Below are 15882 nucleotides of genomic sequence, written 5' to 3' on the forward strand. Positions count from 1 at the left end.
GTGAGCATGAGCGAGACCCCGGACAGCGCCGTCCGCACGTACATCGACCGGCACCGCGCCGCCTTCCTCGACGATCTCGCCGAGTGGCTGCGCATCCCGTCGGTGTCCGCGCAGCCCGAGCACGCCTCCGACGTGCGGCGCAGCGCCGACTGGCTCGCGAGCAGGCTCAAGGAGGCCGGCTTCCCCACCACCGAGGTCTGGCAGACCCCGGGCGCCCCCGCCGTCTACGCCGAGTGGCCCTCGGACGACCCGCAGGCGCCGACGGTCCTCGTCTACGGCCACCACGACGTGCAGCCCGCCGCACGCGAGGACGGCTGGGACAGCGACCCCTTCGACCCGGTCGTGAGGGAGAACCGCCTCTACGCGCGCGGGGCGGCCGACGACAAGGGCCAGGTGTTCTTCCACACCCTCGGCGTCCGCGCCCACCTCGCCGCGACCGGCCGCACCACCCCCGCCGTCAGCCTGAAGCTGCTGATCGAGGGGGAGGAGGAGTCCGGTTCGCCGTACTTCCGGGCCCTCGTCGAGGAGCGCGCGGGGCGGCTCGCCGCGGACGCGGTGATCGTCTCCGACACCGGCATGTGGTCCGAGGACACCCCCACGGTGTGCACCGGCATGCGCGGCCTCGCCGAGTGCGAGATCCGGCTGTACGGCCCCGACCAGGACATTCATTCGGGCTCCTTCGGCGGCGCCGTGCCCAATCCGGCGACCGCCGTCGCCCGCCTGGTCGCCGCCCTGCACGACGAGCACGGCCGCGTGGCGGTCCCGGGCTTCTACGAGGGGGTCGTCGAGCTCACCGACCAGGAGCGCGCGCTCTTCGCCGAGCTGCCCTTCGACGAGGCCCGGTGGCTGCGCACGGCCAGGTCGCACGCCACCCAGGGCGAGGCCGGGTACACCACGCTGGAGCGCGTCTGGGCCCGTCCGACCGCCGAGGTGAACGGCATCGGCGGCGGCTACCAGGGCCCCGGGACCAAGACGATCATCCCGTCCTCGGCGATGGTCAAGCTCTCCTTCCGCCTGATCGCCGGGCAGGACCCGGACCACATCGAGCAGGTGGTCCGCGCCTGGGCCGCCGACCAGGTGCCCGCCGGTGTCCGGTACGAGATCGCCTTCTCCTCGGCCACCCGTCCTTGCCTGACACCGCTCGACCACCCCGCGCTGCAGTCCGTCGTACGTGCCATGGGCCGCGCCTTCGGCCTGCCGGTACGCCACACCCGCGAGGGCGGCTCCGGACCCGCCGCCGACCTCCAGGAAGTCCTTGGCGCACCCGTTCTCTTCCTGGGGATCTCCGTCCCCTCCGACGGCTGGCACGCCCCGAACGAGAAGGTCGAGCTGGACCTGCTCCTCAAGGGCGTCGAGGCCACCGCGTACCTCTGGGACGATCTCGCCCGGCACTGGCGCCGCGCGCCCTGACCGCCACGGCCGAGAGGGCGTCCCGCGCGCGGCACACTGGAAGGGCCGCCCGCGTCTCGGTGCCCCGCCGGACCCGGTCGCCTCCCGCCGCACATCCCGCTGAACCGCCGCCGAACCATCCGTTCCACCGGGGGAGTTGGAAGCACCTGTGACCACCTGGACCGACCACACCGCCGACCGACCCATCTCGCTCACCGCCCCGAGCGGCATCGACCGTGCCGCGCACCACCGGCTCGACGAGGCCTGGCTGGCGGCGGCGTGGAGCCACCCCACGACCCGCTGCTTCGTGGTCTCCGGCGGCCAGGTCCTCATCGACGAGACGTCCGACGGACGCACCGAACTCGTCATGGGCCCGTCCTTCGAAGCCCCGCTCACCGAGGCACACCGCTACTTCCTGGGTATCGACGAGGACGGCGTCAGCTACTTCGCGCTCCAGAAGGACGCGCTGCCCGGCCGCATGGACCAGTCCGCGCGCCCTGCGGGCCTGCGGGAGGCCGGCCTGCTGCTGTCGCCGCGGGACGCGGGCCTGATGGTGCACGCGGTGGGCCTGGAGAACTGGCAGCGCACCCACCGCTTCTGCTCCCGCTGCGGCGAGCGCACGGTCATCGCTGCCGCCGGGCACATCCGCCGCTGCCCCGCCTGCGGTGCCGAGCACTACCCGCGCACCGACCCCGCCGTGATCATGGCCGTCACCGACGAGGAGGACCGCATCCTGCTCGGCCGCCAGGTCCACTGGCCCGAAGGGCGCTTCTCCACGCTGGCCGGGTTCGTCGAGCCCGGCGAGTCCATCGAGCAGTCGGTACGCCGTGAGGTCCGCGAGGAGGCCGGCATCACCGTCGGGCAGGTCGAGTACGTGGCGAGCCAGCCCTGGCCCTTCCCGTCCAGCCTGATGCTCGGCTTCATGGCCCGCGCCACCTCCACCGAGATCGACGTCGACGGCGACGAGATCAGCGAGGCCCGCTGGTTCTCCCGCGACGAACTGCGCGCCGCCTTCGACTCCGGCGAGGTGATGCCTCCGTACGGCATCTCGATCGCCGCCCGCCTGATCGAGCTCTGGTACGGCAAGCCCCTGCCGACCCGCAGCACGTTCTGAGGCCGCCCTCCAGGCCGAAAAAAAGGCCCTCGCCGGACACCGTCCGGCGAGGGCCCTCGGCAGGGTCAGGCGCTGAGCGCCTGCTTCACCTGAGCCAGGCTCGGGTTGGTCATGACGACCTCCGTGCCGCCCGCGAGGGGCACGATCCGCACGGTCGGAACCGTCTGGTTGCCACCGTTCGCCTTCTCCACGAACGCGGCGGAGTCCGGGTCCTGCTCGATGTTGATCTCGTTGTACGCGATGCCCTCACGGTCCAGCTGGCTCTTCAGCCGGCGGCAGTAGCCGCACCACGTGGTGCTGTACATCGTCACAGTGCCCGGCATGTCTCTCGCGCTCCTTCGGCGGGTCGGGGAAGTGCTAGCAGAGACGGAACGTACGCGATGTCGGCGCCATTCCCCGCTGCCCGCCGCCCCACGACGTGATCCCGGCCGCATTAGTACGACCGCGTGGCTCCGCCTGTGGACAACCGGCTCACCCGTCTCCGGCGACCTGGCAGCATGGCCGTGTGACAGCAGCAACGCACTCCACCCTCTTCCCGCAGGTTCCGGATTCGGCCGACGCGGTGCTCGACGGGCTCGATCCCGAGCAGCGCGAGGTCGCCACCGCGCTGCACGGACCGGTGTGCGTGCTGGCGGGCGCGGGCACCGGCAAGACCCGGGCGATCACCCACCGGATCGCCTACGGAGTGCGCGCCGGAATCCTCCAGCCCTCCAGCGTGCTCGCCGTCACCTTCACCAACCGCGCCGCCGGCGAGATGCGCGGGCGCCTGCGCCAGCTCGGCGCCGCCGGCGTCCAGGCCCGTACGTTCCACTCGGCGGCCCTGCGTCAGCTCCAGTACTTCTGGCCGAAAGCCGTCGGCGGTTCGATGCCCAGACTGGTCGACCGCAAGGTCCAGCTCGTCGCCGATGCGGCCGCCGCCTGCCGTATCCGCCTGGACAGGGGCGAGCTGCGCGACGTCACCGGCGAGATCGAATGGTCCAAGGTCACCCAGACCGTCCCGTCCGACTACGCGCTCGCGGCCGCGAAGGCCAGCCGCGAGACCCCCCGCGATCCCGCCGAGATCGCCCAGGTCTACACCGCCTACGAGGACCTCAAGCGCGACCGCGCGGTCATCGACTTCGAGGACGTCCTGCTGCTGACCGTCGCCGTCCTCCAGGACCGGCACGACATCGCCGACCAGGTACGTGCGCAGTACCAGCACTTCGTGGTCGACGAGTACCAGGACGTCAGCCCGCTCCAGCAGCGCCTGCTGGACCTCTGGCTCGGCGACCGGGACAACCTGTGCGTCGTCGGCGACGCCAGCCAGACGATCTACTCGTTCACGGGCGCAAGCCCCGACTACCTCCTCGACTTCCGCGCCCGCCACCCCGGAGCCACGGTCGTCAAGCTCGTCCGCGACTACCGCTCCACGCCCCAGGTCGTCCACCTCGCCAACGGACTGCTCGCCCAGGCCCACGGCCGCGCCGCCGACCACCGGCTGGAACTGGTCTCCCAGCGCCCCGCGGGACCCGAGCCCGTCCACACCGAGTACACCGACGAGCCCGACGAGGCCGAGGGCGCCGCCCGCCGCATCCGCGAACTCCTCGACTCCGGCGTCCCGGCCGGCGAGATCGCCGTCCTGTTCCGTACGAACGCCCAGTCCGAGACCTACGAGCAGGCGCTCGCCGACGCCGGCATCCCCTACCAGCTGCGGGGCGCCGAGCGGTTCTTCGACCGGCCCGAGGTGCGCAAGGCCGGCGTCGCCCTGCGCGGCGCCGCCCGCTTCGGCGGCAACGACTCCCTCCTCGACGAGGCCGTCGACCTGCCGTCCCAGGTGCGTGCCGTGCTCTCCGGAGAGGGCTGGACGACCACGCCCCCGGCCGGCTCCGGCGCCGTCAGAGAACGCTGGGAGTCGCTGGCCGCGCTCGTCGGCCTCGCCCAGGACTTCGCCGCGGCCCGGCCCGGCGCCACCCTCGCCGACCTCGTCGCGGAACTCGACGAGCGGGCGAACGCCCAGCACGCCCCGACCGTGCAGGGCGTCACCCTCGCCTCCCTGCACTCGGCCAAGGGACTGGAGTGGGACGTCGTCTTCCTGGTCGGAGTAGCCGAGGGCATGATGCCGATCACCTACGCGAAGACCGACGAACAGATCGAGGAGGAACGACGCCTCCTCTATGTCGGCGTCACCCGCGCCCGCTCGCACCTGTTCGTCTCGTGGGCGCTCGCCCGCTCACCCGGCGGCCGTCCGAGCCGCCGCCCGAGCCGCTTCCTCGACGGACTGCGCCCCGGCTCCGGCGCCGCTTCGGGCCGGGCCGGCACGGCAGGGGCCGGCGGCGTCGAGCGCGGCTACTCCAGTGGGGCGAACCGTGCGGGTGGTGTCGCCGTGCCGAGGCGGACGCAGCGTGCCCCCGCGCGCTGCCGGGTCTGCGGACGCACCCTCACCGACGCCGGTGAGATGAAGCTGATGCGCTGCGAGGACTGCCCCTCCGACATGGACGAGGGGCTCTACGAGCGGTTGCGCGACTGGCGTGCGGTGCAGGCCCGGCGCAGCGGTCAGCCCGCCTTCTGCGTCTTCACCGACAAGACCCTCGTGGCGATCGCCGAGACCGCTCCGGACGACGAGGGCGAGCTGGCACGGATCCCCGGCGTCGGGATGCGCAAGCTCAACCGCTACGGGGCCGATGTTCTGGCCATCTGCGCAGGCCAGGAGATCGAGGCGGGGGAGGACGGGGACTGATGCGAACTCGTCGAAAAAATAGTTTGCGCATGCCCCAGCAATCCCCATAGGTTCTTAGGCACGGGAACGGAGGCCTTCTCGGAGGCCCTGATTCCGTGTTCTACTTGCATATCCGCAGGACTGGTTGACCCCAGTCCCCCGAGACGCCGAGAGGAGGCGAGTCCAGTGATCAGCATCAAGAAGAGCTCCAGCAGCATCGTCAAAATGACCGATCGCTCGGTCGCTTCCCTGTGCATGCTCGGCATCTCCAACCCGGGCACCGGTCTGTCCGGCATTCGTGCCGTCCGTCCGGCGTCCTCCCTGTCTCTCGCGGGCCTTCCCGTCCGTGAGCGCAATGAGCGACCGACCAAGGCACTGGAAGCGGCAGTAGTGGCACAGGCGAAGGCCTATGCCCACACGGCGACCGGTGCCGGATTCCGGAAGCAGACGACGCAGCACCACCAGATGTGGGCCTTCCGTGGGCCAGAACCCTGGAGTGATCCAGCCTGATCGGCAATCAGGCCGGCGCCTTCAGGGCCGCGGAACCCCATCCGGGATCCGCGGCCCTTCTGTTTGTCCCGAACGGGACGACGGAGCGAAGGGGCCTCGGGACAAGAAAAGAACCCGGTACCAGCCGCCACCCGGTCCACCCCGACCGGAACGACCAGACGAGGAACTCGACACCGTGCAACTCGAAGCGCACGCCCCGTCCGTACCGCCTTCCGAAACGATCCCCCCGCCCGGCCTCACGGAGGACTCCACCTTGACCCCGCTCACTGCGCTCTCCGCGCTCGACGACGCCATCGAGAACCTCGGCGTACCCGTCCCGTGCCGTTCCTACGACCCGGAGGTCTTCTTCGCGGAGTCCCCGGCGGACGTCGAGTACGCCAAGTCCCTCTGCCGTACCTGCCCGCTGGTCGAGGCCTGCCTCGCCGGCGCCAAGGAGCGGCGTGAGCCCTGGGGCGTCTGGGGTGGCGAGCTGTTCGTCCAGGGTGTCGTCGTCGCCCGGAAGCGGCCGCGTGGCCGCCCGCGGAAGAACCCGGTCACGGCATGAACACCACAGGAACGATCGACCGCCCCCTCACGCACGACCCCCAGAAGCAGGCCCCGATGAAGCCGTCCACGAACGAGCCCACCGGCTCCGCGACATCAGACGTCACCACCACCGGCGCGAACGACTCGCGTCAGAACAGGACCCGAGAGATGCAACTCATCCCAGAAGCCCTGGCTCGTGCGCATATGCACGACCGCCTGCATGAGGCGCGGGAGCAGCGCCGGGCCATGAGCCTGGTCGCGGCGCGCCGCATGCAGCGCCGGGCCGAGCGCGCCTCGCGGCGCGCCCGCCGGGCGCTGGCCATGGCCGTCATGCAGTAACACCCACCTGAAGCGGTGCCTCCCCCCCCGTGCGGTTCGAGGAGGCGGATGCTTCGCCGCGGGGGCCGGACCGACCGAACGGTCCGGCCCCCGCGGTGCGTTGTATCCGAGGATCCGCCGGTCACGGGGATATCGTCGGTGAGATGACGAGTCTTTCCGGAGACAGTGACAGGGGCGGCTCCGCCCCGGAACCCCGCCCCGTCGTCTGCGCCCGCTGCGGCGCCCAGGCCCTTACGCCCCAGCCGACCTGGACGTGCTCCGTGGAGAACAGCACGCGGCAGTACTTCTGCGACGGGTGTTCCCGCCGGCACCTGCGGGCGATCGAGGGGCGGCTGGACTCGGCGTGGTGGTGAGCGCCGGCCCCTCGAAGCCCTGACCTCACGCCTCGACGGCGGCCGCGTCCCCCTCTTCCAGCTCCTCCTCCAGTTCCTCCTCCATGTTCTCTTCCAGGTCCTCCTCCAGAACGAAGCCGGGCAGCCACTGCTCCAGTTCTTCGCGCAGGCGGACCGTGGCGTTCAGCTGGCACAGGACGCCGATGGTGCTCAGGGTCACCCGGTGTATGAGGAGATAGGCAGGCGGGAGGTTGAGCTGCTTGCCCAGTTGATAGGCGGGGGAGCGGATGTCGGCCACGCGGGCCGCCTGACTGCGCATCCAGCCGCGGGTGAAGGTGAACTCGTCGACGCGGGCCGGCTCGATGATCGGCAGGAGGTAGTCGAGGACCGCGTCGGGGTCGAGCTCGATGGACTCCTTGACGAAGCCCTCGATGCGGAGCAGGTCGTACACGGCCTCCGCCTCGCCCTCCAGCGTCATGCGCAGGGAGTCGCCGATGGGGGTCGGCAGGCCGCCCTGGAGCCGGTCCACCGTGCCGAAGTCCAGCACCCCGAGGCGCCAGTCGTCCTCGCCCTGCGGACCGCCGGGCAGGAGGCGGAAGTTTCCGGGGTGCGGGTCGGCGTGCAGCAGGCCGGTGCGGGCGGGGCCGGAGAAGAGGAAGCGGGCGAGGAGCTGGCCGGCGCGGTCACGCTGCTCCTCGGTGCCGTCCGCGATGATCTCCGAGAGCGGGGTGCCCTCGATCCACTCGGTGATCAGGACCTGGTCGCACTGGTGGACCACGGCGGGCACCACGAAGTCCGGGTCGTCGGCGAACTCCTCGGCGTGCTCCTGCTGGGCCTGCGCCTCCAGCGCGTAGTCCAGCTCCTCGGAGACGCGGTCCTTCAGCTCGGCGATCAGCGGCTTGATGTCCATGCCGGGGATGAGCGGGCCCAGCAGGCGGGCGAAACGGCTCAGCTGGTTGAGGTCGGAGAGCAGGGCCTCGCCGGCCCCGGGGTACTGCACCTTGATCGCGACCTCGCGGCCGTCGTGCCACAGCCCGTGGTGCACCTGGCCGATCGAGGCCGCGGCGGACGGCATGTCCTCGAATTCCAGGAACAGCTCCCGCCAGTCCTCGCCGAGCTGTTCCGCGAGGACCTTGTGCACCGTGCGGGTCGGCATCGGCGGCGCCGCGTCCTGGAGCTTGGTCAGGGCCGCCCGGTAGGGCCCGGCGATCTCCTCGGGCAGCGCCGACTCGAAGACGGACAACGCCTGCCCGAACTTCATCGCGCCGCCCTTGAGCTCGCCGAGCACCTTGAAGAGCTGCTCCGCGGTGCGCTGCTGCAGTTCGCGGCCGACGAGATCGGCGGACTCGCCGACGATCCGCTTGCCCAGGCCCCAGGTCGCCCGCCCGGCGAAGCCGAGCGGCAGCGCGGCGAGCTTGGCGGTCCGGGTGACCGCCTTGCGGGGAAGATCAGACATGCGCCCTCCAAGTCACAGCCGGGCGCGCCGCGCCTGCCTGACGGCGTACCTCCGTTGACGACCGTTCCACCGCCATTGTCTCGTGTGCCTCCGCGTCCTCGGCGGCGCGTTCCGTGTCGGCTTTCTCCGTACCCCTCTTTGCCGCGCCGCACGGGCATGCCGGATGCGCCCATACGGGTCGCGCGTGCCATTGGAGGGCGGGGACGGAGATCTCCCACCGGGCTCCCGCGCAGGTGGGAGGGCGGCCGTCGAGGAAGGCGAGGGCATGCGCGGCGGTCAGGCCGGCGACCGTGGTGGCCAAGGTCACGTCGCACGGGCGGACCGAACGCTGCCGGCCCGAGTGCCACTGGGCGACCAGGCGGGGCCAGGTCGGGTCCCGGTCCGTCCGGCCCTCGTGCAGGCAGCGGGCGCAGCTGGTCTCGCCCGGAAGGACGAAGGGGCCGACGACGCCGGTGCCCTCGACGACCCCGGCGTACAGGTGGGGCGTACCGGAGGCGATCAAGGGTTCGGCCGTGTCCGGGGAGGGGGCGTGCACGGCGACGTCGTCGCGTGGGGTGAGGATCACCAGCGAGAAGCCCGGTTCGGCGGTCTCGGCCGGTGTCCGGTGGTCGCGGCGGGGAAGGCCGTCCGGGGCGGCCCGGCGGACCAGGCGGCGGGCGGCCTCGTCACGGCGCTCTCCCACGGACTCCGCGGGCAGCCCGCCCGGTGCCACGTCCCACGGCTCGACGGTGCCGCCGTCGCGCACGTCCACCTCGCCGATGCCGGCGCCCGCCAGCAGGGCGGCCACCGTGGCGCCGACCCGGCCGGCGCCGCGTACCTGCACGCGCAGGGTGCGGCGGGCGGCGAGGCGCTCCATCGCCTCGCCCGGCTCGGTGGTGGTCAGGGACAGCGTGGCCAGGTCGGGGCGGAGCCGGTCGAGGACGGCCTGCTTGCCGCGCAGGTCGTCGGCGGCGGGCCCGCCGCCCTTGGCGTCGTCGAGAAGCCCGGACCGGGCGAGCCGCCGGACCAGTTCGTCCACGTGGCCGTCGGGCAGGTCCATCCGGCGGCCCTCCTCGCGCAGGAGCGGCAGCCCGCGGGTGCCGTTGAGCAGGTCCAGGAAGGTGCCGGTCGCGATGTCCATCGGACCCAGCGTCATCGCGTGCGCCGGCGTCATGCCGAACTGCACGGTCTTCAGGTCGCGCCAGCCGCGTCGCAGCGCGGGTTTCACCATGGGATGCATGACAGGCCCCCGTAGCCAGGAAAGTCCCGGAATGTTGCTGTTCATCGGCGGGAGTGGCCTGGCTGGTCGGGCCCGGCCGGATCCTCGCCGACGAATGCCAGCATGCCCGGCCCCGGCCGACGGCGGCGAAAGTTATCCACAGGCAGTGGATTCTTGTCGTACAAATCAAACGCATGGCGGGCGATCGGAATCGAACCGTCCCGGACTCGGGACTTCCCCCGTGTGCAGCGGGTAACGTCGGGGCGTGTCCGCCGACCCACTGCATCGCTCCGGAACGCCGCAGCGCAGTACGACGAGCCCGCCGCCGGGCGGCTCGGGGGCGAGCGTGATCGAGGTGCGCCGCAGTAGCCGTCGCCGCCGGACGGTCTCCGCGTACCGCGAGGGCGATCGCACCGTCGTGCTCATCCCTGCCCGGATGTCCGAGGCCGAGGAGCAGCGCTGGGTGACCGTCATGCTCGACAAGCTGGCCGCCCAGGAGAGCAAGCGGGTGCTGGGCGACACCGAGCTCGCCGAGCGGGCCGAGCGGCTGTCCGCCCAGTACTTCGACGGCCGCGCGCGGCCGTCGACTGTGCGCTGGGTCACCAACCAGAACACGCGCTGGGGCTCGTGCACCCCCTCCGAGGGCAGCATCCGCCTCTCGCACCGTCTGCAGGGCATGCCCGAGTACGTCGTCGACTACGTGCTGGTCCATGAGCTGGCGCATCTGCTGGTGCCCGGGCACGGGCCCCGCTTCTGGCGGCTGCTGGAGGCCTATCCGCGCACGGAGCGGGCGCGGGGCTACCTCGAAGGGGTGGTCGCCGCGGACCGCTTGCCCCACCTGCCCACCGCGCGCGGGGAGTGATCCGCCCGCGCGGCTGAGGGGCATGTGCTGCGGGCATGTCCGGTAAAGAGGTTGTGTACCGGCTCTGTACCGACCTCGTCCGGTGTCCGAGTTTGCCGTTAGCCTGGCGCGACGCACCAGCACTTCGGGATGGGGGACGGTCGTTACGCATGGCCAGGGAATTCCAACGCGGCCACAAGGCCAGGATCAGTGACCTGACGGCGGGCACGGATCTGTACGTGGGGGTACAGATCTCGGGACCCGGACTGAGCTTCGACATCAGCTGCTTCGGTCTGGACGCAGACGAACGGCTCTCGGACGACCGGTACTTCGTCTTCTTCAACCAGCCCAAGTCCCCCGAGGAGTCCATCCAGCTCCTGGGCGCGCAGGCGGGCGACACGGAATCGTTCCGGGTCACGCTCGACCGGATTCCGTCGCAGATCCACAGGCTCTCGTTCACGGCGACCCTCGACGGCGCCGGGCAGATGTCGCAGATCGCCCCGGGCTACCTCCGCATCGTCGCGGGTGGCGAGGAGGTGGCACGGTACGCGTTCGACGGCTCGGAGTTCTCCACCGAGCGGGCCGTGATGCTGGGCGATTTCTACCTGAAGGACGTGTGGCGTTTCGCGGCCGTGGGGCAGGGCTTCGACGGCGGACTCGACGCGCTGCTGAAGAACTTCGGCGGCGAGGTGCTCGAAGAGGAGACGCCGGACGAGCCGCAGCCGCAGAGCGGTGGCGCCCCCGGTTTCGCCCCGCCGGCGCAGACCTCCGCGCCGCCCGCGTTCGGGGTCCCCTCCGGCCCGGCGGCCACGCCTCCCGCGCCGCAGCCCGCCGCCCAGGGGTTCCCGCCGCCCGCCGGCGCCACCCCGCCCCCGGCTCCCGCCCCCGCACCGGCGCCCCCGGTGCACACCGCGCCCACCGTCGTCGCGCCCATGACACCGCCCGGCGGAGCCACCGTTCCGCCGCCCGCGCCGGCACCCGCCCCGCCCTACGGCGGCCCGCCGCAGCCCCCGTACGGTCAGCCGCCCCAGCAGCAGCCTCCGTACCAGCCCGCACCGGGCCAGACGGCCCCGCTGCCCCCCGGCTACGGACAGCCGCCCGTCCCGCAGACCCCCACCCCGCCCCCGGGTTACGGTCAGCCGACGCCGCCCCCCGGACACGGCCATGCCCCCTACGGCGCCCCGCAGACCGCGCCCCAGGGCACCGCACAGGCCCCCGGGGTCGCCGGTGCGCTCCAGAAGTTCAGGGAGACGCCGACCGGGCAGCGCTGGACGCAGCAGAACAAGAAGCTCGTCCGTGTCGACCTCGGCATCGGCGGTCAGCCCGTGCTGGCCCGGCAGGGCAGCATGGTGCTGTACCAGGGCAAGGTCGACTTCAGCTACAAGGGCGCCGGGTTCAGCGGCCGGATCGTGGGCAACGCGACCGGCCAGGAGATGCAGCTGATGCGCTGCACGGGCCAGGGACAGGTGTTCCTCGCCGAGAACTCCACGATGCTGCACCCCATCGAACTCCAGGGCGACGGGATCTGCGTCTCCGCCGAGAACGTCCTCGCGTTCGACGAGAGCCTCCAGTACGAGGTGCGCCGCATCGAAGGGCACGGCATTCCCGGCGGCGCGCTGTTCACGATGCAGTTCACGGGCACCGGCACCATCGTCGTCAAGACGCACGGCACGCCCGTCGTGCTGCCCGTCACGCCCACGACGTTCGCCGACTGCAACGCCGTCGTCGCCTGGTCCGCCGCCGCCCAGGTGATCGTCTCCAGCCAGGTACGGATGCGCCGCAACGCCTACCCCGGGGACACCGGGGAGAGCGTGAACCTGCAGTTCCGGGCCGCGCCCGGGAACTTCGTCGTCGTCCAGCCGTACGAGATCTGAGGGAGAGCCCGTCATGAACCAGCCGCTCGCGGGCTACGCTCCCGCACCCGTCACCGCCCGCATGGACAACCACGGCAACCACATGCTGAAGGTCGCCATGCAGACCGGGCACGACCTCCTCGCCCGCGTGGGCTCGATGGTCGCCTACGAGGGCTTCATCCAGTACGAGCCCAACCCGCTGGCCGTGCGCCAGGTCGCCAAGGACTGGCTCACCGGCGAGGGCGCGCCGCTGATGAAGTGCTCCGGTGACGGACTGCTCTACCTCGCCGACTACGGCGCCAACGTCGTCGTGATCAACCTCAACGGCGACGGCATCTCCGTGAACGCCAGCAACCTGCTCGCCTTCGACGCCCACCTCACCTGGGGCGTCGAGCGGGTCAAAGGGCTCGCGAAGTTCGCGGGGCAGGGCCTGTGGAACACCAGGATCTCCGGGCAGGGCTGGGTCGCGCTGACCTCCCGGGGCAAGCCGATCGTCGTCGACTGCGGCGGCGGCGAGAACGAGACCTACGTCGATCCGGACGCACTGGTCGCTTGGTCCCCGAACCTGAAGGTGAAGGGCAAGCGCAGCTTCAAGGCGCAGTCCCTGATCGGCAGGGGCAGCGGCGAGGCCTACCAGATGGCCTTCTCCGGCGAGGGCATCGTCGTCGTCCAGCCCAGCGAGGACAGCACCGACCGTCTCCGGGTCCGGGGCTGAGGGGGAGCGCCACACCATGCAGAGTCCGATCTTCGCCCACAACGACCAGCAGAGCCAGGAACGCTGGAGCCTGCAGAACAAGCAGATGCTGCGCGTCACCCTGGAGGGCCACGACGACGTCCTGGCCCGCAAGGGCACCATGGTCGCCTACCAGGGGCTCGTCGAGTTCGACGCCGAGTACCAGGGCAACAGCGCCACACGCGCGCGTGCCCGCACCGGTGAGGGCCTGGACCTGATGCGCTGCCACGGGCAGGGCACGGTCTATCTCGCCAACCTCAAGCAGCACGTCCACCTCATCGACGTGGACCAGGAAGGACTGACCGTCGACAGCAGCTACGTGCTGGCGATGGACTCCGGGCTGCACCACGAGGTGATCGCCGTCGACAGCCTCTACGGCATCTCCGGCTCCGGGAAGTACCAGCTCAACATCACCGGTCGGGGCAAGGTCGCCCTCATGACCTCGGGCGCGCCCCTGATGATGCAGGTCACCCCGGACAAGTACGTCAACTGCGACGCCGACGCGATCGTCGCCTGGTCCACCGCGCTGCGCGTGCAGATGCAGGCCCAGACGCACTCCTCCGGAGTGTGGCGACGCAGGGGCAACACCGGCGAGGGCTGGGAGCTCAGCTTCATGGGCACCGGCCATGTACTGGTCCAGCCCAGCGAACTGCTGCCGCCGCAGAACGCCGTGATCGGGCAGGGCGCCGCCGCGCAGTTCGGCATGGGACAGCACGGGGCGCGCGGACAGAACCAGGGCAACGTCTGGAGCTGAGCCGTCCGTACAGCGAACGTGTAAGGGGTGCCTGCCTGTGCGGGCGCCCCTTACACGTTCACAGCCGGCCGCGGGTCGCCCGCACCAGCCGCACCACCGATTCGTCCGCCACGTCCGCGACCTCGTCGTACCCGAACCAGCGCAGGTCCAGGGACTCGTCGCTGATCGCCGCCACGGCTCCGGCGGGGGCCAGCGCCGCGTACTGGACGTCGAGGTGCCAGGCGCACGGCGTGAGATGGCGGTCCAGGCGCACCGGGCCCCCTGGCAGCAGGGAGAGCCCCGGGATCCCGGACTCCTCGGTGCCCTCGCGCAGGGCCGCCGCGGCGAGCGAGGCGTCCTCCGGCTCGCAGTGGCCACCCATCTGGAGCCACATGCGCAGCTTGCGGTGCAGGGTGAGCAGCACCCGCCCCTGCTCCGGGTCGATCACCAGGGCGCTCGCCGTGATGTGACCGTCCGCGCAGGCCTTCCACATGCCGTCGGGGTGGGCCGCCAGGTGGTCCAGATAGGTCTGGCGCAGTTCTTCCTGGTCCTCGTAGCTCTTCAGTACGAGGACCGCGTCGGCGTGCAGGCTCACTCGGTGTCGTCGCCCTTGTCGCCCTCGGGACCCTCGTCCTGACCCTTCTTGCGCAGGTCCGGCTTGTCCGCCGCCTCCCCGAGCATCTTGTCCAGCTCGGAGAAGTCCATCTGCTCGCGGTGGACGAAGCCGTCCGGGTCGTCCAGATCGTGCGCCGTCGGCAGCATGTCCGGGTGGGCCCACAGGGCGTCGCGGCCGTCGACACCGCGCGCGTCCGTGAGGGACGCCCACAGACGGGAGGCGTCGCGCAGCCGGCGCGGGCGCAGCTCCAGGCCGATCAGCGTCGCGAAGGTCTGCTCCGCGGGGCCGCCCGTCGCACGGCGGCGGCGCAGGGTCTCGCGCAGCGCGTCGGCGGACGACAGCCGCGGCTTGGCGGCGGCGTGCACCACCGCGTCCACCCAGCCCTCGACGAGGGCCAGCGCCGTCTCCAGCCGGGCCAGCGCCGCCTTCTGCTCGGGCGTGTCCTCCGGCTGGAACATGCCCTGCTGCAGCGCGTCCTGCAACTGCTCGGGGTTCTGCGGGTCGAACTGGCCGACCACGTCCTCCAGCTTGGCCGTGTCGACCTTGATCCCGCGCGCGTACCCGTCGACGGCGCCGAACAGGTGCGAGCGCAGCCACGGCACATGCGCGAAGAGGCGCTGGTGGGCGGCCTCGCGCAGGGCGAGATACAGCCGCACCTCCTCCTTGGGCACGCCCAGGTCCTTGCCGAACGCCGCGACGTTCAGCGGCAGCAGCGCGGCCTTGCCGGCCGGGCCGAGCGGCAGGCCGACGTCGGTCGAGCCGACGACCTCGCCCGCGAGCACGCCCACGGCCTGCCCGATCTGGGTGCCGAACATCGCGCCGCCCATCGAGCGCATCATGCCGATCAGCGGGCCGGCCATGGCCTGCATCTCCTCCGGCAGGACGTCGCCCATCGCGGCGCCGACACGCTCGGCGACCGGGTCGACCAGCTCCTGCCAGGCGGGCAGGGTCGCCTCGACCCATTCCGCGCGGCTCCAGGCCACCGCCGAGGCGGCGCCGGAGGGCAGGGACGTCGCGTCGTCCAGCCAGAGGTCGGCGAGGCGGACGGCCTCCTGGACAGCGGTGCGCTCGGCGGGGCCGACGCTCGCGTCCTTGGTGCCGTCCGACGTGCCCTGGGAGACCGTCTGGCGGGCGATCTGCTTGGCCATGTCCCAGTTCACCGGGCCGCCCTCGTAGGAGAGCATCTGGCCCAGCTGCTGGAACGCGGCGCCCAGGTCGGTGGGGTTCAGCGAACCGAACATGGCAGCGAGCGGATTGTCCGCACCGGGGCCACCAAAGCCTCCGGCACCGGGCAGCCCGCCGAATCCGAACGGGTTGGCCGGTCCCTGACCACCACCGCTCTGCTGGTCCTTCTTCTTGCCCTCGTCGCCGTCTTCCGGCTCCTCCGGCGGAAGGCCGAATCCGAATGGGGTGTCACTCACGGGATTCCTCGGCTGGTAAGGCCGCCGGTCTCCGCCGGCGGCACGACTGCCCGACAACACCACCCAGCCTAGACACCCCGGGCGGATCGGGCCTCGGTGCTTCGCCGACTCACGGGCTGCGGCAGGA

Annotated in this window: 16 protein-coding genes; 11 read left to right on the plus strand and 5 right to left on the minus strand. The window is 71.7% G+C overall.

Going from position 1 to position 15882, the window contains the following annotated elements:
• Positions 1 to 6: 6 nt before the first annotated feature.
• Together ACZ7LV_RS24190 and nudC are read left to right on the plus strand one after the other, a co-directional pair.
• Complete coding sequence (locus ACZ7LV_RS24190; protein ID WP_471942081.1) at positions 7 to 1410, plus strand: dipeptidase; 1404 nt, start codon at positions 7 to 9, stop codon at positions 1408 to 1410.
• Positions 1411 to 1558: 148 nt separating this feature from the next.
• Positions 1559 to 2503 (plus strand): NAD(+) diphosphatase, encoded by a 945-nt coding sequence (gene nudC, locus ACZ7LV_RS24195; RefSeq protein ID WP_401673017.1) that lies wholly within the window; start codon positions 1559 to 1561, stop codon positions 2501 to 2503.
• Between the two features lie 65 nt (positions 2504 to 2568).
• On the opposite strand, the gene ACZ7LV_RS24200 is transcribed toward nudC, so the two are convergent.
• On the minus strand, positions 2569 to 2826 hold the full coding sequence (locus ACZ7LV_RS24200; RefSeq protein ID WP_401673020.1) for a mycoredoxin: 258 nt from the start codon (positions 2824 to 2826) through the stop codon (positions 2569 to 2571).
• Positions 2827 to 3008: 182 nt separating this feature from the next.
• On the opposite strand from ACZ7LV_RS24200, the gene ACZ7LV_RS24205 reads away from it, so the two are divergent.
• The 5 genes from ACZ7LV_RS24205 (at position 3009) to ACZ7LV_RS24225 (ending at position 6925) form a co-directional block, all read left to right on the plus strand.
• Entirely contained in the window at positions 3009 to 5219 is a 2211-nt protein-coding gene (locus tag ACZ7LV_RS24205) for an ATP-dependent DNA helicase UvrD2 (protein WP_471942083.1), read from the plus strand.
• A 165-nt stretch (positions 5220 to 5384) separates the two neighbouring features.
• Complete coding sequence (locus ACZ7LV_RS24210; RefSeq protein WP_471942085.1) at positions 5385 to 5708, plus strand: hypothetical protein; 324 nt, start codon at positions 5385 to 5387, stop codon at positions 5706 to 5708.
• 175 nt (positions 5709 to 5883) lie between these two features.
• The gene (locus ACZ7LV_RS24215) at positions 5884 to 6252 is read left to right on the plus strand and encodes a WhiB family transcriptional regulator (protein WP_401673027.1); all 369 of its coding nucleotides are present in this window, start codon (positions 5884 to 5886) and stop codon (positions 6250 to 6252) included.
• Positions 6249 to 6572, plus strand: a complete 324-nt coding sequence (locus ACZ7LV_RS24220) for a hypothetical protein (protein ID WP_471942087.1) — start codon at positions 6249 to 6251, stop codon at positions 6570 to 6572. The genes ACZ7LV_RS24215 and ACZ7LV_RS24220 overlap by 4 nt, the downstream gene beginning before the upstream one ends.
• Positions 6573 to 6715: 143 nt before the next feature.
• Positions 6716 to 6925, plus strand: coding sequence for a hypothetical protein (locus ACZ7LV_RS24225; RefSeq protein WP_471942089.1), 210 nt, complete (start codon positions 6716 to 6718; stop codon positions 6923 to 6925).
• Between the two features lie 25 nt (positions 6926 to 6950).
• Here the strand turns inward: ACZ7LV_RS24225 and ACZ7LV_RS24230 are convergent, their stop codons facing one another.
• Both ACZ7LV_RS24230 and ACZ7LV_RS24235 read right to left on the minus strand, forming a co-directional pair.
• Complete coding sequence (locus ACZ7LV_RS24230) at positions 6951 to 8360, minus strand: ABC1 kinase family protein (protein WP_471942090.1); 1410 nt, start codon at positions 8358 to 8360, stop codon at positions 6951 to 6953.
• On the minus strand, positions 8353 to 9579 hold the full coding sequence (locus ACZ7LV_RS24235) for a TOMM precursor leader peptide-binding protein (protein ID WP_471942092.1): 1227 nt from the start codon (positions 9577 to 9579) through the stop codon (positions 8353 to 8355). Before ACZ7LV_RS24235 ends, ACZ7LV_RS24230 begins: the two co-directional genes overlap by 8 nt.
• A 244-nt stretch (positions 9580 to 9823) precedes the next feature.
• Here ACZ7LV_RS24235 and ACZ7LV_RS24240 point away from each other — a divergent pair, with 244 nt between their 5' ends.
• From ACZ7LV_RS24240 to ACZ7LV_RS24255, 4 genes are all read left to right on the plus strand, one after another.
• Positions 9824 to 10420, plus strand: a complete 597-nt coding sequence (locus ACZ7LV_RS24240) for a M48 metallopeptidase family protein (RefSeq protein WP_471942094.1) — start codon at positions 9824 to 9826, stop codon at positions 10418 to 10420.
• 149 nt (positions 10421 to 10569) lie between these two features.
• Complete coding sequence (locus ACZ7LV_RS24245) at positions 10570 to 12273, plus strand: TerD family protein (protein ID WP_471942096.1); 1704 nt, start codon at positions 10570 to 10572, stop codon at positions 12271 to 12273.
• Between the two features lie 13 nt (positions 12274 to 12286).
• The gene (locus tag ACZ7LV_RS24250) at positions 12287 to 12967 is read left to right on the plus strand and encodes an AIM24 family protein (protein WP_471942098.1); all 681 of its coding nucleotides are present in this window, start codon (positions 12287 to 12289) and stop codon (positions 12965 to 12967) included.
• 16 nt (positions 12968 to 12983) lie between these two features.
• Positions 12984 to 13739, plus strand: coding sequence for an AIM24 family protein (locus ACZ7LV_RS24255; protein WP_471942100.1), 756 nt, complete (start codon positions 12984 to 12986; stop codon positions 13737 to 13739).
• Positions 13740 to 13797: 58 nt separating this feature from the next.
• Here the strand turns inward: ACZ7LV_RS24255 and ACZ7LV_RS24260 are convergent, their stop codons facing one another.
• Positions 13798 to 14313, minus strand: a complete 516-nt coding sequence (locus tag ACZ7LV_RS24260; RefSeq protein ID WP_471942102.1) for an NUDIX hydrolase — start codon at positions 14311 to 14313, stop codon at positions 13798 to 13800.
• Entirely contained in the window at positions 14310 to 15755 is a 1446-nt protein-coding gene (locus tag ACZ7LV_RS24265) for a zinc-dependent metalloprotease (RefSeq protein ID WP_471942104.1), read from the minus strand. The genes ACZ7LV_RS24260 and ACZ7LV_RS24265 overlap by 4 nt, the downstream gene beginning before the upstream one ends.
• Positions 15756 to 15882 lie beyond the last annotated feature (127 nt).

It is taken from the genome of Streptomyces sp. NPDC107562 (assembly GCF_055657325.1).